Annotated in this window: 22 protein-coding genes and 1 pseudogene; 4 read left to right on the forward strand and 19 right to left on the reverse strand. The window is 32.0% G+C overall.

The features are described 5' to 3' along the window. Positions 1 to 18: 18 nt before the first annotated feature. Both FOD82_RS04270 and FOD82_RS04275 read left to right on the forward strand, forming a co-directional pair. Positions 19 to 420, forward strand: coding sequence for a MarR family winged helix-turn-helix transcriptional regulator (locus FOD82_RS04270; RefSeq protein ID WP_144355251.1), 402 nt, complete (start codon positions 19 to 21; stop codon positions 418 to 420). 70 nt (positions 421 to 490) lie between these two features. Beyond that, on the forward strand, positions 491 to 1,369 hold the full coding sequence (locus FOD82_RS04275; RefSeq protein WP_144355252.1) for a DegV family protein: 879 nt from the start codon (positions 491 to 493) through the stop codon (positions 1,367 to 1,369). Positions 1,370 to 1,409: 40 nt separating this feature from the next. Here FOD82_RS04275 and FOD82_RS04280 read toward each other — a convergent pair whose 3' ends face one another. The 9 genes from FOD82_RS04280 to FOD82_RS04320 all read right to left on the reverse strand — a co-directional run bounded on the left by FOD82_RS04280 (position 1,410) and on the right by FOD82_RS04320 (position 8,235). Continuing rightward, entirely contained in the window at positions 1,410 to 2,267 is an 858-nt protein-coding gene (locus FOD82_RS04280; protein WP_144355253.1) for an arginase family protein, read from the reverse strand. 29 nt (positions 2,268 to 2,296) lie between these two features. Next, positions 2,297 to 2,686, reverse strand: a complete 390-nt coding sequence (locus tag FOD82_RS04285) for a VOC family protein (RefSeq protein ID WP_144355254.1) — start codon at positions 2,684 to 2,686, stop codon at positions 2,297 to 2,299. Next, entirely contained in the window at positions 2,673 to 3,755 is a 1,083-nt protein-coding gene (xerS, locus tag FOD82_RS04290; RefSeq protein WP_144355255.1) for a tyrosine recombinase XerS, read from the reverse strand. Before xerS ends, FOD82_RS04285 begins: the two co-directional genes overlap by 14 nt. Positions 3,756 to 4,117: 362 nt before the next feature. Next, on the reverse strand, positions 4,118 to 4,735 hold the full coding sequence (locus FOD82_RS04295) for a Fic family protein (protein ID WP_144355256.1): 618 nt from the start codon (positions 4,733 to 4,735) through the stop codon (positions 4,118 to 4,120). Further along, positions 4,728 to 5,144, reverse strand: a complete 417-nt coding sequence (locus tag FOD82_RS04300; RefSeq protein ID WP_144355257.1) for a helix-turn-helix domain-containing protein — start codon at positions 5,142 to 5,144, stop codon at positions 4,728 to 4,730. Before FOD82_RS04300 ends, FOD82_RS04295 begins: the two co-directional genes overlap by 8 nt. 199 nt (positions 5,145 to 5,343) lie before the next feature. Further along, complete coding sequence (locus FOD82_RS04305) at positions 5,344 to 5,526, reverse strand: hypothetical protein (protein WP_144355258.1); 183 nt, start codon at positions 5,524 to 5,526, stop codon at positions 5,344 to 5,346. A gap of 108 nt (positions 5,527 to 5,634) precedes the next feature. Then, complete coding sequence (locus tag FOD82_RS04310; protein ID WP_144355259.1) at positions 5,635 to 6,753, reverse strand: SLAP domain-containing protein; 1,119 nt, start codon at positions 6,751 to 6,753, stop codon at positions 5,635 to 5,637. A gap of 103 nt (positions 6,754 to 6,856) precedes the next feature. Then, the gene (locus FOD82_RS04315; RefSeq protein ID WP_186277710.1) at positions 6,857 to 7,894 is read right to left on the reverse strand and encodes a helveticin J family class III bacteriocin; all 1,038 of its coding nucleotides are present in this window, start codon (positions 7,892 to 7,894) and stop codon (positions 6,857 to 6,859) included. Between the two features lie 14 nt (positions 7,895 to 7,908). Then, complete coding sequence (locus FOD82_RS04320) at positions 7,909 to 8,235, reverse strand: helveticin (protein WP_144355260.1); 327 nt, start codon at positions 8,233 to 8,235, stop codon at positions 7,909 to 7,911. A gap of 111 nt (positions 8,236 to 8,346) precedes the next feature. Here FOD82_RS04320 and FOD82_RS04325 point away from each other — a divergent pair, with 111 nt between their 5' ends. Next, positions 8,347 to 8,940 (forward strand): hypothetical protein, encoded by a 594-nt coding sequence (locus tag FOD82_RS04325; RefSeq protein WP_144355261.1) that lies wholly within the window; start codon positions 8,347 to 8,349, stop codon positions 8,938 to 8,940. Between the two features lie 21 nt (positions 8,941 to 8,961). Here FOD82_RS04325 and FOD82_RS04330 read toward each other — a convergent pair whose 3' ends face one another. The 6 genes from FOD82_RS04330 to FOD82_RS04355 form a co-directional block, all read right to left on the reverse strand. Further along, a complete protein-coding gene (locus FOD82_RS04330; RefSeq protein ID WP_144355262.1) occupies positions 8,962 to 9,498 on the reverse strand; it encodes a hypothetical protein in 537 nt (178 codons plus the stop codon). Positions 9,499 to 9,726: 228 nt separating this feature from the next. Further along, positions 9,727 to 10,857, reverse strand: coding sequence for an SLAP domain-containing protein (locus FOD82_RS04335; RefSeq protein WP_144355263.1), 1,131 nt, complete (start codon positions 10,855 to 10,857; stop codon positions 9,727 to 9,729). Between the two features lie 136 nt (positions 10,858 to 10,993). Continuing rightward, on the reverse strand, positions 10,994 to 12,196 hold the full coding sequence (locus FOD82_RS04340) for an SLAP domain-containing protein (RefSeq protein ID WP_144355264.1): 1,203 nt from the start codon (positions 12,194 to 12,196) through the stop codon (positions 10,994 to 10,996). 117 nt (positions 12,197 to 12,313) lie between these two features. Next, on the reverse strand, positions 12,314 to 13,279 hold the full coding sequence (locus FOD82_RS04345; protein ID WP_144355265.1) for a helveticin J family class III bacteriocin: 966 nt from the start codon (positions 13,277 to 13,279) through the stop codon (positions 12,314 to 12,316). A gap of 13 nt (positions 13,280 to 13,292) precedes the next feature. Continuing rightward, a complete protein-coding gene (locus tag FOD82_RS04350; protein ID WP_144355266.1) occupies positions 13,293 to 13,619 on the reverse strand; it encodes a helveticin in 327 nt (108 codons plus the stop codon). Positions 13,620 to 14,182: 563 nt separating this feature from the next. Next, a complete protein-coding gene (locus tag FOD82_RS04355; RefSeq protein ID WP_144355267.1) occupies positions 14,183 to 15,355 on the reverse strand; it encodes a replication initiator protein A in 1,173 nt (390 codons plus the stop codon). A 977-nt stretch (positions 15,356 to 16,332) separates the two neighbouring features. Here FOD82_RS04355 and FOD82_RS04360 point away from each other — a divergent pair. Next, positions 16,333 to 16,674, forward strand: a pseudogene (locus FOD82_RS04360) (helix-turn-helix transcriptional regulator); the annotation flags it as partial. Positions 16,675 to 16,826: 152 nt separating this feature from the next. On the opposite strand, the gene FOD82_RS04365 reads toward FOD82_RS04360, so the two are convergent. The 4 genes from FOD82_RS04365 to parE form a co-directional block, all read right to left on the reverse strand. Continuing rightward, positions 16,827 to 17,426 (reverse strand): peptidylprolyl isomerase, encoded by a 600-nt coding sequence (locus tag FOD82_RS04365; protein WP_144355269.1) that lies wholly within the window; start codon positions 17,424 to 17,426, stop codon positions 16,827 to 16,829. A 148-nt stretch (positions 17,427 to 17,574) separates the two neighbouring features. Next, complete coding sequence (locus tag FOD82_RS04370) at positions 17,575 to 18,510, reverse strand: manganese-dependent inorganic pyrophosphatase (RefSeq protein ID WP_144355270.1); 936 nt, start codon at positions 18,508 to 18,510, stop codon at positions 17,575 to 17,577. Positions 18,511 to 18,609: 99 nt separating this feature from the next. After that, positions 18,610 to 21,090: a DNA topoisomerase IV subunit A gene (gene parC / locus FOD82_RS04375; RefSeq protein WP_144355271.1), complete on the reverse strand. Its 2,481-nt coding sequence runs from the start codon at positions 21,088 to 21,090 to the stop codon at positions 18,610 to 18,612. A gap of 17 nt (positions 21,091 to 21,107) precedes the next feature. After that, the gene (gene parE / locus FOD82_RS04380; RefSeq protein WP_144355272.1) at positions 21,108 to 23,054 is read right to left on the reverse strand and encodes a DNA topoisomerase IV subunit B; all 1,947 of its coding nucleotides are present in this window, start codon (positions 23,052 to 23,054) and stop codon (positions 21,108 to 21,110) included. Between the last annotated feature and the right edge of the window lie 66 nt (positions 23,055 to 23,120).

Here is a 23,120-nt window from a genome sequence, read left to right on the forward strand (position 1 = left end):
TATTTGGGAGAAATATAAATGGATGTTTTGTCGTTTAGCACGATTTCAGATTTTATCAATAAAGAAGTCAATAACCAGTGTGGACTAAATGTCTCACAAATGCGAATATTATTATTTTTCGATAAAAATAATAACGAAAAAATCACAATGGGAAAAATGGCTCATCAAATGGACATTTCTTTATCAACGCTTAGTCGGCAATTGCAACAGAATAAAACTCGCAAACTTGTAGAAGTAACACGTTCTGAAAAAGACACAAGCAAGCATATTCATCTTAACTTAGAAGGATTAGAAAAAGTTAATGAATTAAAGAAAGAGCTATGTTTGATTGAGCAAAAAATATTTTTTGACTTAAATAAACAACAACAAAGTGAATTTTCACATGAGTTAGAATCAATTATTGAGAGCATATCTTGTTAAAGTCGTCACATGTATTTTTTTGTGTTATAATTTTTCTATATAATTAAATAGAATGGAAAGGGTTAAAGAAATGAAGATTGCATTAGTTACCGATAGTACTAGTGTCTTAACTGAAAAGGAAGTTAAGGACAACAATGTAATCGTAGCTCCAATTCCAATTATCATTGGTGATAAGGAATATTTAGAAGGGGTTAATATTACATCTGCCGAACTTTTTGAAACCCAAAAGCAAGGTGCAGCATTTCCTAAAACTTCACAGCCAAGTATGGGAGATATGCTTGCGTTATTCAATAAGCTTCATGAAGAGGGCTATGAAGCAATCATTACAATTACTTTATCAAGTGGTATTTCAGGCTTCTACAGTACTTTAGAAAATATGGCACGTAATTATCCAGAATATGGATTATACCCATATGATTCTAAAATGACAGTTCGTCTTCAAGGATATTTAGTTTTAGCAGCTGCTAAAATGATTAAGAATGGACTTGAACCACAAGAGATAATCGCTAAGTTAGATTCTATTAGATCTACTATTGATGAATTATTCGTTGTAGATGATTTAAAGAATCTTAGTCGCGGAGGACGCCTTAGCAACGCTAGTGCCTTTATTGGAACGATGCTTCACATTAAGCCACTTCTTACTTTTAATGAAGAAGGTAAGATTATCGCTTTTGATAAAATTCGTTCCCTCAAGCGTGCTGTAGCTAAGGTAGAAAATATTGCTTTAGAGCGTACTAGCAAGTTAGATTATAAAGACAAATTGCGTTTCTTTGTATTTCACTCTAATGATGCAAAGCAAGCTGAAGGAATCAAGGAATTTATCGAAGAGAACTTTCCGGGGATGCCAATTGATGTAGCAGAATTTAGTCCTGTAATTGCTACACACTTAGGAGAGAAATCCATTGCTATTGCTTGGATGGTAGATATTGATAAAATTGATTTAAACTAATAAAAAAGACACCATTCGGTGTCTTTTTTATATTCTATAATTAATTATCAAATATAGAAGTGTCTTTCATTAGGTCTTGTAATTGTTTAGCACTCCAAGGCAAAAATTCAGCAATTGTAAATCCTACTAAATTTGTTTGCAGACTTAGTTCTGAAATTGTTTTCCATACACTTTGTCTATCAATTATGCCTATAGCAGCATTGGAAGGGATGTGGGTTAGGGTAGGATTATTAAAATATGTTGCATAAAAAGTATGCGGGTCCATAATATCCATGTCTAAATGGATATAAATATTGTCAAATTTATTCTGTTTAATCCAATTGGAAATTAAACTCAAGTCTAATACAGCATCTTTTTGAACTAAATAATTGATATGCAAATTATTTAGTTCTTCCTTTTCTTGAAAAGTAGGTTCTTGCAAACCAGCATAGAAAATTTGCTTATTTGTTAAGGGATGATTGACAAACTTAGCAAGCTCTGAATCACCTCGATTTAATAAATTCCCTAAAACCATGGCATGTTCATTATAAAACATTTCAGGATTAGATATGTCAGGGTGAGCATCAAACCAAATAACACCTAAATTATCATAATGCCCGTTAAGATAATCAATAGGTGCTTGGGAAACTAGGCAGTTTCCACCAAAAGTGATGATTTTATCAGGTCTTTCTTCATTGATGATCTGATAAGTTTTAGACATTGTGCTTTTTATAATATTTTGACCATATACGCCATTTTCTTTTGCTAATTTTTGAGGGGAGTCGGGTACAGAAATTTTAATTTCTTTTTGATTATTATTTATTGGAGCAATGACTGATAATATTTGCGCCCCTAATTTATATACTGGATTATTACCAGCTTGCCAATCAGGAATTTCTAATCTAATTGTTTTGTTCATAGTATTTTCCTTTTTAAAAATCTTCTAGCTTATTCATAAGTGCATATTTCTACTAAATTATTATCTGGGTCCCTGACATAAACTGACGTCATTTTCCCATACGCACCATGCTTAGTGACAGGACCTAATTCAATAGGGATATTGTGATTTTGATAATTGGTTATTATTTCATTTATGGAAGAATCAGTTTCTAAACAAAAATCATAAACTCCAGTAGCTAATTTATTTGCTACAATTGCATTTACTTTATTTTCTACTTTTCGTAATCGAAGTAATGAGTGTCCACACTTTAAACTGGCAAAGTCATCGTTAGTTTGGCTTTTAATGATTGGTAAACCAATTATTTCATTATAAAAGTAAATAGATTTATCTAAGTTTTTAACTGATAACACAAAATGATCTAAATTAATTATCTTCATGTCTTTTTTTCTCCTCATTAGTAATTTCATTTAATGCTGCACGTTGCTTTTTCTGATCAACATGGGTATAAAGATCAGTCGCAGAAGTGCCTTTTTGACCTAATTGTTGTGCTACTAAGACTTGGTCCTTAGTTATATCATATAACTCTGATGCTAAGGTATGACGAAGCTTATGAGGAGTAAGAGGGTGACCAAAGGCAGCAGAATACTTATTAACCATTTTTTCAATAGCATTGGTAGTTATTCTCTTAGTTTGATTATGCCAATTTGTTAAAAAGAAAGCTTGCTCATTTTTAGGAGCATTATATCGAGTCTGACGAATCTCTTTGTATTGTTGGATATAATCAAGTGTCCATTCAGCAATCGGCACACTATCTCGCTGTCCACCTTTACGTGTAACATCTAAAATTGCATTATTTAAGTTTAGATCCTTCATATTTACATTAGCACATTCTGAAACGCGAATTCCAGTTCCTAAGATGAGGGCTACGATTGCCATATCGCGCTCTTTGTTTTTTTTGAAGGAGGGAAGAGCTTGCTTGACACATTGTTTTTCATAATCGCTTTCAATAAAATCTAAAAATTCGTATTTCATATTACCGGTATACATGTGTGATTCCAAAACATGGGCACGATAATTCAATGTTTGTGAACTACTTAGAGAATCAATTTTAAGCATTACATTTCTGTCAAAATAAGGATTGCCATCATTGTTATCAGCGGTAATCGTTAAAAACTTAAATAATGATCTTAAAGCGTTGATAGAACGGTTGATTGTGGTTGGCGAATTAAGACGTCCTTGTTGATTTTTAGTGTGACCAAGATAATTTATATAGAGCATAATATCATTGCGCCTAAGAGTAGCTAGAGTATCTGTAGAAAGCTCTTTATTTGTTTTTGCTTTGGAAATACCTTCTTGTCGTAACCAATTAAAAAAACGTCGAATCTCAGTTAAATATTGATATGAAGTTGCTAGTGAATGATTTGTTCCAAGATTGTACTCTTGAACAAAATCTGGCATCTTTTTTAATTCTGTATCTATTAATTCTAAATATTTTTGTGTTTCCATAAATTTGTTAACTCCTTAAATTTATGTTGAAAACTATTATTGATAATTTATTTTTAATTATATATGAATTTTAATTTTTTGTCTTACAGCTTCTGTCTAGGGAAGTAATATCTACCTATCATTAAAATTATAGTTTTAATGATAGCACATAAAAGAATTCTAATATAGAGCTTTTTTTATATAAAAATATTTTCGGTCTCATTAACACATTTATATTTGAATAAACTAAAAATCAGATATAATCCATTAGTAACTAATTTATTATCAGTTTTATAAATATTACATAAAAATACCCCGAAATTTGGATTAAAAATTTCGGGGCGCATATCAACAATATAATTGACATATTTGAAATGCATTAATTAGAGGTTCTTATTTTTACGCTCGGCATTTCTTTTCACAATTAGTTGTTGAAATGCAATCTCACGTGTCATAGTATTTTCAACTTTAATTAGTTTAGCGATTGCCTCTGTATCAGCATTTTGTTGGGCTAAAATCATTTGATCATTATTTTTTTGATAATCAATAATCTGTTGATGATTTGCAGCGTAACATTGTAAAAATAAACGAGCACTACGTCCATTTCCTTCTCTAAAAGGATGCATATAATTAATCAAATCTAGTAATTGTGCGTAATCTAAAGCAGACAACGTTCTCTTATTACTTTGTTCTTGCAATAAATTATTTATATCAATTTCGGCAAATCTAAATCTTTTGTAGTCAAAAAAAGTATAGCCATCTTTTTGAAAATTTCCCCACCTATATTTGCCAGCCCAATCGTAAAGTTTGTAAAACATTAATTTATGCAATTTAGCTAATTGCATAATATTATTAACTTTAGGCCTTCTTTGTAAGATCTTAATTGCTGCTACTGCAGTTTCTTCAAATTCTAATGCTGCAAGTTTTTTTGCATCATGAATATTTAATCTATTAATTAATACACCGTTAGGATAAATTGTTTCTTTAATCCAATTACTCATTTTCAAAAAGTTCTCTGTACATTTCATCAAATTCGGGATCAGGGTTTTGTACTTCTTTAAGTAAGTACAAAATATCATCTCTAGTGGGTTGCCATCCTTCCAAGTGATTATTAACTACAGCAAATTTAACTTGTTGATATAATTCTTTATCACTTATTTGAATTCCCTGAATCATTTGATGTTTATCATCAATCTTTAGTTCATAGTTGTCAGACTGTAATTTACTTAATAAATCAGGTGATTGCATCCCCAATCCTTTAGCAAAAGCGTTTAATACTCTGATTGACCAAGATTCAATTGGTTTTTTAATAGCATTTCCTAATGTTGATCGAGCAACTCCACTTTTTGATGCAATATCTGCAACTGTCAAATTATTATTATTTAGGATTGCTGAAATTGTAGTTGTCATATCATCTCATCTCCATTTTTATTTAATTATACCACATATGGGTATATCGCTCCTAATATGGACATACAATTATTAAAAAAGGATTCAGTAATATTGAATCCTTTTTTACTCTAAGAAGTTATTACTTTACCAAGCAATTATCGCGTGATGTTGTATTGCTACCATCCTTTACATAATGAAATGCATATTTTTAGTAATATTAGTTACTTGTTGGAAGTTCCTTATCGGGTTTAACAAGTACACCAACTACCCAATTATTAGTTCCTTTTATTCTGTAAAAACCATTTAGCTTCCATGCTGGAACAAACATATCTGCGAAAGGAACAGTTTCTTGATGTTTGTCTACAACTAATTTAGTACCTTTGGCTAAGTTATTTTGCACTACTTTTCCTTTATTAATATTTATATTTCAATATATAGAAAATTATTATTCTTCCAAATATAAAAAAACAGATAATTCATGATATGAACTATCTGTATTTTTTGTTAATTATTTTGTAGTATTAGCTTGACTTGCTTCATACGTAGCTTTTGCTTCTTCTGGTGTATTGTTTGGTGCTAATTTGATTCCACCAAAAAATTCAACATCATTTGCTTTCACATAGCCATTGTTCATCTTAATTACATTATTTGGATATGTAAAAGTACCATCAATTTCTTTAGCTAAAGGATGATAAAATAGTTCCGCCTTATTTTCAGAAGGAACCCATATATAAGTAAGTTTATCTACTTTGAAAGCTCCCCATTGCTTCTTGATTTTTTGTCCACCAAGATTTCTTATAGTTCCATCCGCATTATACACATCAGTTGCCTTCACAAATCTAATACGTGAATAATGTTCATCATCATAATCATATAATGGCAATTCTTTATTAACTTTTACATCCGCAAAATGTAACCAGTTATTGGTTCCTTTTATTCGATACATTGGAGCATTTCCATATTGAGTTGAAGGGAAGTAACCTGAAAACGGAGTATCTGAAAAATAATCAACAGTAAATTTAGTTCCAACTTTTAAGTTCTTCTTTACTATTTTAAGTTGTTTATCGTCTTTGCCTTCTCCAGTATAAATTGCAGCCACGCTTGATTTAACTGTAGCAGTAGCTTCTTGTTCTTTTACAGGAGTCGGAACTTCTTTAGCTGATTTACTTAAATTAGAAGCCTTTACATATTGCTTCTTTGGTCCACCTACACGATAGTATTTTTTACCGTTTTTAAATTTATAACTTCCACCATAAGTTGTAATTGTTGTGCCTTTTTTCAGTACTTTTTTATTAGCACGTTTAGTACTTGTTGCATAAACATATGCGTTTGAATCAACTTTTCTTTGAACCCCATCAATATTGGTTAGTTTAATGTATTTATCTTGATATGTGATTTTGTAGTAGTATTCTCCATTAATCTTAACAGGATCAGAATAAAATTCTACATCTTGATATGAAGCAAATACTGTTCCAGTATTTTTACCATCTTTATTATAAATTGCAGAATTATGCATTGTTTTTTTAGTTACTACTTTATTGGCAGCCTGAACTGTATTAGACATAAAAGGTGTAGTTCCAATTAATACTATGGTTCCTGCTAATAATACTTTCTTATATAAATTCATGAAATAATTCTCCCTTTATTAGATTAATCTTATTATCTAATAACAATTTATTTAATTCAATGTAAAAAGCGTGAACTTAAAAGTTCACGCTTTTTACACATAACTAATCAGACCATTTAATTCTATAAATCTTGTTCTTAGAAGTATATGAATAATATTTTTCTGCAGGATTCTTAGGTTTATCAATCTTTTTTGCTTTATGGTAAGCAACAGTTAAATATCCATAATTTTCATCAATAATTTGGATACTTTCAACTTCTGAGTGAAGTCCTTGCCCTTTAATATCGACTACTCCTGCTGCACTTAAATCTAAAGTGCTCCATCTGCTCGAATCATTTCTTGCATAAGTAGGAATTTTTAATACCTGTTTATGATGTGCTTCGAATTTACCAGTTCTTTTATCAATATCAGGAGACTTTTGACTTGTTACATAAATATTACCCTTATTGTCCAAATCATATCCTTGTACAGAGTTTAAAACAAAGTTATCATACTTATCTGCATTTTTATTATAAAATTCTGTAACCTTAAATGATGAATCAAGTGCGTATTCTAAGTCATTGATCTTTACATATCTCTTTTCTGGAGACAAGTTCTTAACCTTATTCAATGCTTCATTAATTTTTGGTAAATGATAAACTGAAAAATATCCTGTACCAGCTTTATCAATAGTTGCAATCAAAAGCTTTTCGTAATTAGGTGATACAGCTGCTTCAGAACGTACCATATCATCACCAGGATAATCCATTTTACCAGCATGACTTAACCATGCAATTCTAGCAAAATCTAAATTACTGTTGGAGTCCACTTTATCAGTAACAATGTCTACTCTAGCAATTTGACTACACCAACTACCAACAGATTTAGTTCCAATAAACCAATTATTCTTTTTACCGGAATATTCCCAAGTTTGTGTATGGTGACCAGCAGCTCCATTACCTTTAAACTTCAAAATATTCAAATTCTTAGGATCATTTATTGAACCTCTATAAACTCTAATCTCTTCTTGATTATTCCATAATTGTAATGCGTAAATATTGTCTTTTGTTACATTACCTTTTTGAATCACTGAACCATGTCCAGTACTTACTTCAAAACTCTTTTCTACATTTACACTTGTAGTAGGTTTAATAAATCTCATATTTTTTCCTCCAATTAATTTTCTTTTTGCTTAAACCTAAGCTCAGTAACAGATTTTTCAACTCCTGCAAAAATATTCTGCACGTCTTCTTCTGTTACCTTGAATCCCTTTCTTTGCAGACCATCAACCACGGCATTAACTACATTGTTTAGCTTCTTATCATCTGACATTACTGCCTTATCATAGAAGTAAACATAATCAGTCATTAGTGTTTTCGCGGTGTCTTGAAATTCAGTTAGGCGCTGGTTTTTAAGATGTAAATGCCCTAATAGTCCAGCTCCAATTAGGCTGATGATCCACAATATTAATCCACTCAATTCGATATACTCACTAATAGTCATTGATCTATCCCTTAATCAAGTTGATATTTTAGTGCTTTTAATGCTATTCTTGATATATTATTTTTATTTTAAAGCTTTATTTCTCTAATTTTGAAAGGACAGTCAATAATCATGAATCCATCAACTAATCCAATTTTTATTTATAAACCAACTACCAGCACAAAATTTAAAGGATACTATATTTCTACATTTTTTGATATTTTCTTTGGAATGGGTGTTTCTCCAAAATATAGGAAGTTTCATCAATTTATCTTCCATTCCTCTATAATTATCCTTATAATTTTAGCAATTCTAATACCATTTTATATGCCTGCCAAACTAACAAAAGAGTTAGAATTACTAGTATTATTTGTCATACTATCAATATTTTTATACCCTGCTTGCCTTGCATGGATATATACTAGAATAAAAATATATCCAATAATTATTCTTTCTCTTAATCCATTAAGTTCCACTGAAAAAGAACAAGTTAAGGCAAATTTTTCAATCAATGATAAAATCTATTTCTTTCCTATAAAAAAGTACAGATATGACTTTTTAATTGAAACTTCAAAGCATTTTATTATATGCGGCTTTGATAAAACTAATAATAAAAATATTAAACTGACCTATCCTATTTCTAAAATAGAAAATAAAGATGTTCTTCAAAAAATAGACCTTCGCCAAGAATTAAAGCCATACTATAAAAAATATATCAAGTTATAACATAGTTTTTAACTATGTTTTTTATGCTCCTAAAAGTGCACCTATCGCTGCTCCAGCACCTGCAGCAATAGTTCCACCATCCGCTAAAGCGGCTAATATTGCTATGGCCACTATCAAAATTGCACCTGCTGTAACCTTTACCAAATCACCATTTGGTAGTCCATGCAATAAGTCAGTAGGTTTTACAGTAATGCCAATTTCAAGAGATAACTCATTAGTAACTAATTTATTGTCTTCCTTGTAGACATTGCAGCTGATTGTTAACTTATAATCTACTCCATTGGTTTCAGATACTTTTACTGAAACTTCACCAGCTGAAATACCAGAAGAAGCAATAATTTTTCCTGCATCATTAACAGTTAATCCTACAGAACCTGCATTTAAGCTATATTTATCTTTCAACCAGTTAGTAATACTTGCAGAATCTAACTTACCATTACTAATTGTAAAGGTTGGTGAATCTCCTGAGCCTGCAAACTCATCACTAGCTGATAAGGTAACTTTAACTGCAGGTGTTTCCATAATCGTTACTTCTTCACCGTTCAAGTCAATCTTCACATTCTTCTTAAGTGACTTGATAATTTCCTTAAGTGCATCTTCTGGTGAGATAGTTTCTTGTTTACGTGGGGAAAAATTAGTTAATTATTTTAACTTTATTTTCCCGAAGCTTAATCAACTTACTAAAATAGTTAATAAACTAAATCGTGAATAAATTTTGCAAATTAAAAAGCAACTCAAATTTGGTATGAGTTGCTTTTAAAATAGAAGATATATATTATTTTTTTATTAGTTATTTGAATTTACAACAGCACTAGTAGCTTGATTTGCTTCATAAGCAGATTTTGCTTCTTCTGGAGTATTACTTGGAGTTAATTTAATGCCCATGGAGTACTTTACATCATCAGCTTTTACATAACCATCTTTTACAGTAATTGCTGACCATTCTCCCTTTGTGGCATAAAATGATTTGCCTACTAAATGGTAAAACAATTCAGCTTTGTTTTTCTTTGGTAACCAAATATAAAGCAATTTATTTACTTTAATATCTCCCAGCTGCTTTGTTATACGTTGACCATTTCCATTAGGATCCAAAATATTGCCTTTAGCATCATAAACATCTGTATCTTTAATAAAATTTATGTAAGAATAATGTTCAGTGTTGTAATCATGCAAAGGTAATTTTCTTTCAGCTTTAACATCAGCTGCTAAAATCCAATGATCGGTACCTTTAATTCGATATAAACCATCCTTAGTCATTCCAGCTGGAAATTGATTGACAAATGATGTAATCTCACGTCTATCTGTAATAAACTTAGTACCCAATTTTACCTTTTTTTGTACCACATTTCCTTTACCATCATAAATATTTACATTATATGGATATGATACTGTTATAGTAGTCTCTTCTTGAGCAGTATTTGTCGTAGAATTAGTATCTTTATCTTTTACAACATCACCTAAATTAGCAACTTTTACATATTGCTTAGCTGGTCCACCTACTCGGTAATATCTCTTACCATTCTTAAACTTATAGCTCCCACCATAAGTAACAATAGTAGTACCCTTTTTAACTAATTTGCTGTTAGCACGTCTTGTACTGGTTGCGTAAACATAAGCATTGTGTTCAACTGTACGTTTAACACCATCAATATTAGTTGCTTTTATGTATTGATTTTTGCCAGTTAATTTGTAATATTGACTTCCATTAATTTCAACTGTGTCTGGATCTACAGTAATTTTTTGGTATGATGAATATGTTTTTCCAGTATTTTTACCATTTTTATCATAAACAGCTGAATTATGCATAGTTGTTTTAGTAATTGAAACATCTGCAGCTTGGACCGTTTTAGAAGCAAATGGAGCAATCCCCATTAATGCAACAGCTGAGATAGCTGTTAATTTTTTGTTGAGTTTCATGAATTATATCCCCTTACTATTATGATTTATTTAATTATCTTATATTAATATTTATATTTCAATATATACAAAATCATGAATTATCTAAAAATAAATACAGATAATTCATGAAATGAACCATCTGTATTTTTGTTAATTATTTTGTAGTATTAGCTTGACTTGCTTCATACGTAGCCTTTGCTTCTTCTGGAGTATTACTTGGAGTTAACTTTGTACTCTCTTCAACAAATTTCACATCATTTGCTTTTACATATGCATTATGTCCAATTTCAATAGTGCTTTCCTGACTAGCTGAGTTAGTTGTAGCTGAAAAACTGGTACCAACTAGATGATAGAATAATTCAGATTTTTGTTCACTTGGAAGCCAGATATAAACTAATTTATCTACTCCCATCAAACCACTTTGTTTACGTATCTTTTGGCCGTTATGATTTTGTATAGTTCCATCTATATTATAAACATCTGTAGCTTTTGAAAATTGAATATATGACTTGTAATAGTGATAATAATTGTGAACTGGCAATTCTTTAGCAGCCGAAACAGAATTACTGTAGATCCAATAATCAGTACCTTTAATATGATAAATTGCTAATTCCCAATCATCGTCACCGTCCCTTCCAGTATCTGCACGTGTTCCTTGTTCTAGACGATCAACTATAAACTTATCGCCCTTTTTTGCATATTTACCTGATGGTTGAACAGCATCTTTTCCAGAAACTTCTGTATATAAAGGCGTACGTGAAACATTTACAGTAACTGTTGTTTCACCATCACTTGGACTCAATGTTGAGTTATTGGTTAATGAGGTGTTATTCTTATTGGTCACGGTCGAGTTAGATGAATTAGAACTTGCAGAGGTAGTAACTGCATCACCTAAGTTAGCTACTTTTACATATTGCTTAGCTGGTCCACCAACTCGGTAATATCTTTTACCATTCTTAAACTTATAACTTCCTCCGTAAGTAACAATAGTAGTACCTTTTTTAACTAGTCTGCGGTTAGCACGTTTAGTACTGGTTGCGTAAACATAAGCATTATGTTCTACTGTACGCTCAACACCATCAATGTTTGTGATTTTAATGTATTGATCCTTGTCAGCAAGCTTGTAATATTGTCCACCATTAATTTTAACGATACCTGATTCTACAACAACTTTTTGATAAGATTTGTACATTTTGCCAGTATCTTTACCATTCTTGTCATAAACAACAGAATTGTGCATAACAGTCTTATTAATAGTACTACTATCAGCAGCTTCAGCTGTGTTTGAAGCAACAAATGGAGCAATCCCCATTAATGCAACAGCTGAGATAGCTGTTAGTTTTTTGTTGAGTTTCATGAATTATATCCCCTTACTATTACGATTTATTTAATTATCTTATTTTAGAGAATATAATTCAAGCTAAAAAGAGCATAAACTCAGCAAATTACTAAGTTTATACTCTTTTAATTTTAACTATTCATTCCAAGATACTTCATAAATCTTGTTTGATGCTGTCTTATTTTTACCATTCATGGTTTTGTGGTAAGCAACAGTTAAGTAGCAGTGGTTCTCACCAAAAATTTGAATACCTTCAAGCTCAGTATGCATCCCTTGTCCATGAATATCAATTGGACCTGCATTATGAGTCAAGTCTACTTGTAACCAACTGCCTGTGTTGGTTCTTGCATAAGTAGGAATTTTGTAAATGTTTTTTTGATGATATACACCATTAATTGTATCAGGTGATAGTTGACTAGATACATAAATATTACCAGCATTATCAATGTCATAACCTTGAATTGATTTAACAGTTCCATAAAATCCTTCAACCACGAAGCTTTCTTGATATGGAAGATCCCCAAGGTTAACATAGCCATTACTGTATTCTACATTATCAAGTGCATTATTGACTACATTATTATCAAAGATTACAAAGTAGCCATTACCATTTTGATCTACAGTTGCTAATAAAAACTTAGTGTAATCCGGTGATACTGCAGCTTCTGCACGCTTTAAGTCATCACCTGAATAGAAACTACCATCTGGTTTTGTTAAAGAACCAGCTCTGTTCAAGTATGCTAAACGCGGAAGTTCAGTATTTGAAGTGTAAGTTCTACCAATTGAGCTAATATCTACACGAGCAATTTGTTTATCCCAATTGCTACTACCAGTAGCTGGTTTAGTACCTACAAACCACTTACCAGAACGACCTGAATATTCCCAAGTTTGAGTATGGCCACCAGCAGAATTATACAATGTAACTACTGGGGTAGTTACATTACCTGCGTATCCACGCAAAATATGGGTTTCAGTTTGGTTATTACGCAATTGCTCTGCGTAAATGTACTTTGAACCAACGTTTCCTTTTTGTGCTACTGCTAAGTAGCCAGTGTTTAAATCAGCTGTGTGAAAAGCTGAAATGTTATATGCTTGTCTCATATTTTTCCTCCAATTAATTTTCTTTTTGCTTAAACCTAAGCTCAGTAACAGATTTTTCAACTCCTGCAAAAATATTCTGCACGTCTTCTTCTGTTACCTTGAATCCCTTTCTTTGCAGACCATCAACCACGGCATTAACTACATTGTTTAGCTTCTTATCATCTGACATTACTGCCTTATCATAGAAGTAAACGTAATCAGTCATTAGTGTTTTCGCGGTGTCTTGAAATTCAGTTAAGCGCTGGTTCTTAAGATGAAAATGTCCTAATACTCCAGCTCCAATTAGGCTGATGATCCACAAAATCAAACCACATAGTTCAAAATAGTCACTAAAAGTCATAACAACCTATCCCTTAACTAATTTGAATTTTTGATCTATTGGCTATGTATTTTTCTTCTTTTTAGAGAATTTACTAGTTATCATTTTCATTAATGATTTGCTTAGCTTGTATATTAATTCAGTCGGTATCAGTATCACTATCAAATTCACTCTTTTCTTCCTCCAATCTAAGAAAAGCATGAATCAATAACTTAACTTTAACCACTTCTTCAATATCAAACTTTTAAGGGTGTGCTTTATCATTAATTTTTTAGCTACACGGATATATTAGACATCAAAAACTACTACAACAACTGCAGCTAAAACTTAAATAACTAACTTTGTCATAATCAAACTCCCACTTGATTATGACATCTCTAAAAGTTTCAAATTCAAAACTAATAAATCAAGATGGAGTTTGAAAGCAGACAACTTTTATTTTTCATCATACTTTCCTCCAAAATATTTTTTCGCTTTCTCCGGAAAAAGCCTCAACTTTTTTGTTCTTAGCTAGGAACAAGTCTATAGTACAAGATAACCTGAAATTAAAATTTCAGGTTATCTTGTTACAAGATAACCTGAAATTAGTCAATAGGAAATTGATTTATTTTTAAATTTTTTTGTTTATACCAAGAAAGCAACCTCTGAGAATCATCTAAATTAGTAACTAAGCTTTCTAGTTTATTCATGGCTACTTTTTCAAAATAACGCTTAAAAGAGATAAACATATAATTTTCGGCACTCTTAATAGGTTTTCCATAATCGTAGTTACGTCTAATACTATTAAGCACTTTTCTCAATGTATTTTCTATTCCTTGATTAAATTGATCAGTATATTCATATTCCTCAGTGCCAAGTACTTGTTCATCATCACGATATTGACCTGGCAACTCTAATGCAACATTAACTTGCCACTTTTGCCACAAATTTAATTTTGTAAATTCTTTTTTAACTGAATTTTTAGCGTTCAATATAATTTGAACTACACGGTAAAGCTGTTTTGGAGTTTTGCACCACAAAGAAAGCAACTTAGTTGCTGGTTTTGAAAGAATAAAGTTTTCTGAATCATCACTTTCAGTCATAAACTGCGGAGCGTGTTTAACTAAATCTCTATTTTGAGCTTCAATTTCAGCTTGTGTAAAACTTGATGGTGAAAAGTCTAGTTGAGTATCTTTATGTATCTTCTTAGTATCTAAGGAATTATTATATTTATTTACAGTAGTTTTTACTTTTTCGCTTAATTCAATGCTTTGACTATCTTTTTGTCTAGAAGGAGTATTTACGTCTTCACTTATATCAGTATTTAAGCTAACTGCATTATTTTCTTCTCGGGAAGAAAAACTTACGCCCTGAGATAATTTTTTATCTGAAACATTATAAACATTAGCTACAGATAATGCTGGCTTGAGTAAATATAAATGAGATGGATTATTTTTCTTTTCCTTCCAATTAAAGCCTTGTTTCTTTACAATGAGCAAGCCAACTTCTATTAATTTACTTTTGATATTAGTGACTGTCTTTTCACTGCAACCCAACATTGAAGCTAATTCTTCGTTAGTGTAAATGAGATAAAGTCTACCTTCATTATCAATCCACTTATTTTCAATAGAGTAAGATAATCTATCCTTTAGAAGCATATAAGTTTCACGATGATTACTTTTGAGTACTGACTTATAAGGCTTCAATTCATAAAGCCACTTAGGCATTTGATAAAATAAAGCGTTGCTCTTTTCATTAACTGTATAAAATTCTGACATAGTAATTACCTCCGTAAAATGTTTTTTGTTTCCCAGAGGCTTCAAATAAAAGTTTAAGTCATAGTTATTTGAAATAACACGTGGAATTAAGTATAATAACTATGAATTTAAAGATTTTAAAAGCTCACTTAGGTGAATTTAAAGATTTTAAATTAAAGATTTTGAAAATAAAATATCTTAAATAAAGCGTTACTTTTTTCGTAAAAGCAAAGCGCTACTCTTTAATTACCTCTGATAAGTTTTTGTGGTGTCTTAAATTCGTCAATATTTTGAAGCTATTAATTTTTTACTTGAAGCTTCTAATGTTTAAGAACAGGAACGGCCATTCCTGTTCTTTTTTGTTCAAAAATAAAAAACCAAATTGTTTGAATTTTTAAACAATTTGAGTTTAGCATATGATAAATATTTCAGCAATTACTTATTATTGAAAATTATAACTAATTCAACAAGCTTTAATTAAATATATAGTTCCTTTGCTACAGTCAACATAAGGCAAAAATAAGTAAAAACTAACACTGAAAAATATTTTTTGAAAACATTATAATTAAATACCACATTATAAGTTTCGCTATTTATTTATATTATTATATATTTAATAAAGCCTTAAATATGTGTAAATAAAATAAAGAAATACATAATTTAAGTGCATATTAGTTTTAAATCATCTTAAAATGACCTACACTAAATATTGGACAGGAAATAAACCAAGATACGGAGTCTTAACTTTCCACCGCTGAAATTCTCACAATTTTCTGTTTTTGTTGTTATGAATGGATTATTTTTAAACTTATATTATTTTTTTAATAACATCTCTTTCAACTTTAAAATGCTTATTTGATAAGCTTTTTACACATACAATTGTTATATATTTATATAATGTAAGTGAATAATATTAAAATAGTCTATTTATTTTTAATAAAAACTTCTATAGTCTATAGCTATAGAATTATAAGTATTTTGAAAGGGTCGAATGCTTCATGGCTAATATAGGACAGGAAATTTCTCGCCGTCGTCGCGAGCAAAAATTAACTCAAGAAGATTTAGCTGAACTAAGTGACTTGTCAGTTAATTTTATTTCACGTCTTGAGAGAACTAAAGATCAGAATGTAAGTATTCAGAAGTTAGATGCGATTGCACAAGCATTGAACACCACAACTCCGGAACTTATCAACAGTGCTTACGATGTAGCTCGTTCAAAGAATTCTTCTACAGATAACACTCCTGTGTTTATCCGTAAGGTTATCAATGAACTCAGAAAGTTGCCTCAAGGTACTTCTGAAAGAGTATGTAAGTCACTCATCGTATTGTTGAAAGAGATTACTTCTGCTTCTGGAAATGTTAGTGTAACTCCTCTTTCTGAGGAACAACTTTCCGTTGATAAGAAGCAAAAGTAGAATACTGTATTCTATAATAAAAACAACCCATTGTAGTTTTCGAATTGCTACAATGGGTTGTTTTTTAGATTGGTAAGTTAATCATTAAATCTATTATCTTTTACTTCAATTGTTTTAATGATTACATCTTCAACTGGCTTATCTGCTTTATCCTTCTTTACTTTGGCTATTTCATCAACAATATCCATACCATCAGTTACTTGACCAAAAACTGTATGGCGACCATCAAGCCATGGGGTTCCACCTTGCTTATATTGCTTAATGATTTCTTTTGGATAACCTGCGGGTTCCATTTCACGAATCATACGTTTAGGCATGTTTTTGTTTTGTACAATAAAGAACTGGCTTCCATTTGTATTAGGACCTGAATTAGCCATTGAGAGTGCTCCTCTCAAATTAAACAATTCACGAGAAAATTCATCTTCAAAAGGATGTCCCCAGATACTTTCTCCACCAGTACCATCCCCTTTAGGATCACCACCTTGAATCATAAAATCGCTGATTACACGATGAAAGGTAGTATTATTGTAGTAGCCTTTTTTAGCCAAACGAACAAAATTTTCAACCGTCATTGGTGCAAGTTCTTCAAATAAAGCAACTGTAACATCCCCATGATTGGTTTTAATAGTAGCTTTGATAATTTTGGCATCTTCAATATTTAATTGTGGATATGACATAAATAAATCTCCCCTTTTAATTAACATTCTATTTCAAGTTTAACATGCTTGCATTCCATAAGCATATTATAAAGTCCTCTAAAACAACAAGCTGGCAGCTCTTTATTTAGAGTTACCAGCTTGTTAATACTAAAAACTGACTTTTAAATTAGCCTTCAAAAGCATCAGTCAATGGTGGAACAACTTGCTTCTTACGAGAAACAACACCTGGAAGTTTAACTTCAGAATCTTCAAGCTTCTTACCAAATGCCTTTTCAAAAGTAGCCTTGTTATCATCAGAACCAACCACTAAAGCTTCAGAATCTGAATCTAAGATATTAGTAATCAAAAGCATGAACATGTCGTAGCCATTTTCTTCAGATGCATCGCTCATTGCCTTAAGAAAGGCTTCTTTACGATCCATTGCTTCTGGCAAGTCCACAACATTGATTTGTGCAACACGAACGTTGTTACCATTTAATTCAAAACTCTTAGCATCTAAGTCAATTAATTCTTCTTCTGACTTATCAGCAATATTGGCACCAGCTTTAAGCATTCTAAGACCATATTCTTCATAGTCAACACCAGCAATTTTAGCCAAAGCATCAACAGCTTCCTTATCATCTGCAGTAGTTGTTGGTGATTTCAAAAGTAAAGTATCTGAAATAATAGCTGAAAGCATTAAACCTGCCAAGTTTTTAGGAATTTCAACTTCATTTTCGTTAAACATCTTCCAAACAATAGTACTTGTACAACCTACTGGTTCAGCACGGTAGTAAAGAGGCTTAGAAGTGTTAAAGTTCATAATACGGTGGTGGTCAACTACGTTAGATACATTAACATCTTCAATATCTGAAACACTTTGTTGAGGTTCATTATGGTCAACAAGCATAACTGAGTTAACTTCATTAGCTGCAGTTTTAATTACACGTGGTGCTTCAAAACCAAATGTCTTAAGTGCATATGCAGTTTCATCATTTGGTTCACCAAGAGCAACAGCTTCAGTATTGTAACCTAACTTATTTTGTAAATATGAGTATGCAATTGCGGTGCCAATCGCATCTGTATCAGGATTTTGGTGTCCGAAAACTAATTCTTTTTCCATTAAAAAGATCCTCTCTTCTTCTGTTTTTCTTTTCTACTCTAGTCTACTAAAATAATGCCTATTATCCAAGTATTTAATAGGCATTATTTAAGCATTATTTTAGTCAAATAAATCTGAAACGTCCTTATTTTCATCACTAAGCGGGCGACCAAGCTCAAGTAAAATAGGAGCACCATCTACCTTAGGATCAAGTACAAAGGACTCATTAGAGTATCTATCACCTAATGGAAATTCATTAGTCTTAATCTTGTAATGACGATCGCTGCTAGTAGTTAAAAGCAAAGTATGGTTTTGACCATATGAAGTTATTGCTGAAATTCTGTGTGGATTAGTTTTGAGTTCTCTAAGGACTAAAACACCACGTTTAGCACGAGATACTTTATTAACTAAATTTAAATTAAACTGCTTAAATGCACCTCGCTGAGTAATAAGACCAACCTTAATTAAATCATTAAATTCAGGCTTAACCAAAACACTGCCAACTACAAAATCATTATCTTTTAAGTTAACGGATTTTACACCCACTGCTTTAGCTCCAGAAGTTGGCACCTCACTAATATCATATTTAACTGCATAAGCATGATTAGTAAATAAAGTTACTTCTTGAGTAGAATCAGTATCAACTACATCAACACTAATTAAGCGACTACTTTCAGTTTTCATTTTAATAGCAGTCATTGCACGAGACTTATAAGTTCTAGTAGGTTGTAAATTAGCAAGTTCTAATTGCTTAATATATCCATCGTTAGTTGCTAAAAGAAAGTTCTTTTGAATAGATAAATCCTTAAAGTCAAAAACGCGAATAATTTGTTCATCAGACTCTAACCCTATTTCCTGAGATAAGTGCTGACCAGTTTCTTTCCATCTAGTTTCAATTAATTCATGGACTGGACGATATATTACATTTCCTCGGTTAGTAAACAAGTAGAGATTATCTAAAGTAGACAATGTCTTTTCATATATGACCTTATCTCCATCAGGAAGCCCATTATCTCCTTCTTCAGTAGACTGGAATGAACGCAAAGATGAACGCTTAAGATAACCATCACGACTAATTAAAACGCGGACATTTTCTTCAGCAACCAGGGCAGTTTCATCAATCTTTATTTTGGCACTTTCTTCAGAAATTTCAGTCCTACGCTCACTACCAAAGTCTTTTTTCACTTGACGGAGTTCTTTAATAATTTCTTTTTCAAGAGTATTTCTATCAGATAAAAGCTTTCTAAACTTTTCGGCTTTTTTATTAAGATCTTCTTGTTCAGCAACTAAGGCATCAACATCAGTATTAGTTAAGCGATAAAGTTGAAGAGACACAATAGCTTCTGCTTGACGATCAGTAAAATCAAACTTTTTAACCAAGTTTTTCTTAGCATCAGCTTTGTTTTTAGAAGCTCTAATTTCCTTGATTACTTGGTCTAAAATATCCATAGCATGAATTAGACCTTGAATAATTTCAAGACGATTCTCTGCCTTATCTAAGTCATATTTGGTTCTTTTAGTGATAACATCTTCTTCATGCTCTAAATAAGATGACAAAATCCGCTTTAAGCCAACTTGAACTGGTGTCATATGATCAATTGCGACCATATTGAAATTATATGACACTTGTAAGTCAGTATTTTTAAATAAATAATTCAAAATATTTTGAGCATCAGCGCCCTTTTTAAGTTCAATTACTACTGATAAACCATGACGGTCGGTTTCATCTCTAACTTCCGCAATCCCATCAATTTCTTTATTCAAACGAATCTCATCAATTTTTTTAACTAGGATTGCTTTGTTGACATCAAATGGGATTTCTGTGGCAACAATTTCTTGACGATGACCGCGAATTTCTTGAATTGTGGTTTTCGCTCTTACTTGAATACGGCCACGACCAGTTTCATAAGCTTCCTTAATTCCTTTAGTGCCCATAATAATTGCACCCGTTGGAAAGTCCGGTCCCTTAACATACTTCATTAAATCTTCAAGTGTAGCATCGGGATGCTTAAGCAGATAAATAGTAGCATCAATTACTTCGCTTAAGTTATGTGGTGGAATTTCTGTGGCATAACCTGATGAGATACCAGTAGATCCATTTACTAAAAGATTAGGAAAACGCGCTGGAAGCACAGTTGGTTCATACTCTGTATCATCAAAGTTGAGTACCATTTTGACAGTATTTTTATCAATATCTTGCAAGAGCATATTGGAAATTTTACTTAAACGTGACTCTGTATAACGCATTGCAGCTGGACCATCACCGTCCATAGAGCCATTGTTTCCATGCATTTCTACAAGAGGTTCACGCATTTTCCAATCTTGTGATAAGTGAACTAATGCACCATAAATGGAACTATCACCATGTGGGTGAAAATTACCCATGATATTACCAACAGCTTTAGCAGCTTTCTTAAATGGCTTATCATAAGTGTTTCCATCTTGATACATTGCATATAAAATACGACGTTGAACAGGTTTTAACCCATCACGGATATCAGGTAAGGCACGTTCTTGAATAATGTATTTAGAATAACGGCCAAATCTTTCCCCCATTACTTGTTCAAGGGGCATTTCTTTAATTCGTTCTTTAGTGGTCATTAAATCAAAAACCTTCTTTAATCATTTTCTTTATCAAGAATGGAAGCATCTTCCCCCATTCTAAACTCTACATTTTCTTCAATCCACTTTCTTCTGGCAGCAACTTTGTCACCCATTAAAGTGGTTACTCGGCGTTCAGCTAATGCAGCATCATCAATTCTAACGCGAATTAGCATTCTTGATTCAGGATTCATTGTAGTCTGCCATAATTGTTCAGCGTTCATTTCACCTAAACCTTTGAATCGTTGTAAAGAATAGCCGCGTCCCATTTCTTTTTCTTGTTTGGCTAATTCTTCATCTGTCCAAGCATATTTGATATTAGCTTTTTTGCCGCGTCCTTTTTGAAGACGATATAAAGGTGGAAGAGCAATATATACTTTTCCTTGTTCAATCATTGGGCGCATGTAACGATAAAAGAATGTCAAAAGCAAAATTTGAATGTGAGCTCCATCATCATCGGCGTCTGTCATAATAATAACTTTATCATAATTAGAATCGTCGACATTAAACTCAGTACCAACACCTGCTCCAATGGTATAGATCATTGTATTGATTTCTTCATTTTTGAAAATATCTTGTAATTTAGCCTTTTGAGTATTCAAGACCTTACCACGAAGTGGCAAAATCGCCTGGAACTTACGATCACGCCCTTGCTTGGCACTTCCGCCGGCAGAATCCCCTTCGACTAAAAACAATTCATTCTTCTTCGGATTGCGCGATTGAGCAGGAGTTAATTTTCCTGATAGAACTTCTTTTTTACGACGCTTTTTGCCATTACGACTTTCATCTCTTGCTTTTTTAGCTGCTTCACGTGCATCCCTAGCACGTTGAGCCTTCTTAACCAACTCCTGTGCTAGTTCGCCATTTTCCATTAAGTAATATGACATCTTTTCATATACTAAGGAGTCAACAGCTGAACGAGCTTGCGGGGTTCCAAGTTTTCCTTTAGTTTGACCTTCAAATTCAAGAAGTTCTTCTGGAATCTTAATTGATAAGACTGCACTTAAACCTTCACGATAATCAGAACCATCAATATTTTTATCTTTTTTACCAAGAAGCCCCTGCTTTTTAGCATAGTCGTTAAATGCACGAGTAAAACCGCTTCTAGCACCTACTTCGTGACTACCACCATCTGCAGTACGCACATTGTTAACAAAGGAAACTAAGTTTTCTGAATAACCATCGCTATATTGACCGCTGAATTCAATTTCCATTCCATCTTGCTTACCTTCAAAATAAAAGACATCACTAATTGTGCCTTTGCCTTCATTAAGGTAAGAAACGAATGACTTAATACCATCATCATACTGAAACTCATCATGATGTTCTGGATCACGCTCATCGGTTAAAGTGAATTTAACTCCCTTAAGTAAAAAGGCACTTTCACGAATTCTTTCTTGAATGGTTTCGTATTTATATTTAGTTGTTGAAAAAATCGTATCATCCGGTTTAAAAGTAATAGTGGTACCCGTTTTTTCATCAGTATCACCTAAACACTTAAGAGTGCCAACTGGATGACCACCATTTTCAAATTCTTCTTCATAAGCTTTTTCATCACGTACAACATGCACCTTCATATAACTAGATAGTGCATTAACTACGGATGAACCTACCCCGTGAAGACCACCAGAGGTCTTATAATTTTGTTCAGTAAACTTACCTCCGGCGTGTAAAACTGTCAAAATAACTTCAATCGTTGGTTTTCCTGATTTGTGCATCCCTGTTGGCATTCCACGTCCAAAGTCACGCACAGTTATACTATTATCTTTGTGGATGGTTACATCAATTTCTTTACCATAGCCAGCCATAGCTTCGTCAACTGAATTATCGACAATTTCATAAACTAACTGGTTCAGTCCATGAATATCAGTTGACCCAATATACATACCAGGACGTTTACGAACTGCTTCTAATCCGTGTAAAATTTGAATTGAAGAATCATCATAAGTATTAGCTTTAGCCACTAAAATTCCTCCACTTATTCATTAATTTAGTTCACTCCATATATTTACAAGCAAAATTTTGCTAAA

It is taken from the genome of Lactobacillus sp. LL6 (genome assembly GCF_007570935.1).
GTDB lineage: Bacteria > Bacillota > Bacilli > Lactobacillales > Lactobacillaceae > Lactobacillus.

Bases quoted from the DNA above. Each gene is read 5' to 3' on its own strand.
- FOD82_RS04270 (WP_144355251.1), top strand. From the start codon at position 19: ATGGATGTTTTGTCGTTTAGCACGATTTCAGATTTTATCAATAAAGAA.
- FOD82_RS04275 (WP_144355252.1), top strand. From the start codon at position 491: ATGAAGATTGCATTAGTTACCGATAGTACTAGTGTCTTAACTGAAAAG.
- FOD82_RS04280 (WP_144355253.1), bottom strand. From the start codon at position 2,267: ATGAACAAAACAATTAGATTAGAAATTCCTGATTGGCAAGCTGGTAAT.
- FOD82_RS04285 (WP_144355254.1), bottom strand. From the start codon at position 2,686: ATGAAGATAATTAATTTAGATCATTTTGTGTTATCAGTTAAAAACTTA.
- xerS (WP_144355255.1), bottom strand. From the start codon at position 3,755: ATGGAAACACAAAAATATTTAGAATTAATAGATACAGAATTAAAAAAG.
- FOD82_RS04295 (WP_144355256.1), bottom strand. From the start codon at position 4,735: ATGAGTAATTGGATTAAAGAAACAATTTATCCTAACGGTGTATTAATT.
- FOD82_RS04300 (WP_144355257.1), bottom strand. From the start codon at position 5,144: ATGACAACTACAATTTCAGCAATCCTAAATAATAATAATTTGACAGTT.
- FOD82_RS04310 (WP_144355259.1), bottom strand. From the start codon at position 6,753: ATGAATTTATATAAGAAAGTATTATTAGCAGGAACCATAGTATTAATT.
- FOD82_RS04315 (WP_186277710.1), bottom strand. From the start codon at position 7,894: ATGAGATTTATTAAACCTACTACAAGTGTAAATGTAGAAAAGAGTTTT.
- FOD82_RS04320 (WP_144355260.1), bottom strand. From the start codon at position 8,235: ATGACTATTAGTGAGTATATCGAATTGAGTGGATTAATATTGTGGATC.
- FOD82_RS04325 (WP_144355261.1), top strand. From the start codon at position 8,347: ATGAATCCATCAACTAATCCAATTTTTATTTATAAACCAACTACCAGC.
- FOD82_RS04335 (WP_144355263.1), bottom strand. From the start codon at position 10,857: ATGAAACTCAACAAAAAATTAACAGCTATCTCAGCTGTTGCATTAATG.
- FOD82_RS04340 (WP_144355264.1), bottom strand. From the start codon at position 12,196: ATGAAACTCAACAAAAAACTAACAGCTATCTCAGCTGTTGCATTAATG.
- FOD82_RS04345 (WP_144355265.1), bottom strand. From the start codon at position 13,279: ATGAGACAAGCATATAACATTTCAGCTTTTCACACAGCTGATTTAAAC.
- FOD82_RS04350 (WP_144355266.1), bottom strand. From the start codon at position 13,619: ATGACTTTTAGTGACTATTTTGAACTATGTGGTTTGATTTTGTGGATC.
- FOD82_RS04355 (WP_144355267.1), bottom strand. From the start codon at position 15,355: ATGTCAGAATTTTATACAGTTAATGAAAAGAGCAACGCTTTATTTTAT.
- FOD82_RS04365 (WP_144355269.1), bottom strand. From the start codon at position 17,426: ATGTCATATCCACAATTAAATATTGAAGATGCCAAAATTATCAAAGCT.
- FOD82_RS04370 (WP_144355270.1), bottom strand. From the start codon at position 18,510: ATGGAAAAAGAATTAGTTTTCGGACACCAAAATCCTGATACAGATGCG.
- parC (WP_144355271.1), bottom strand. From the start codon at position 21,090: ATGACCACTAAAGAACGAATTAAAGAAATGCCCCTTGAACAAGTAATG.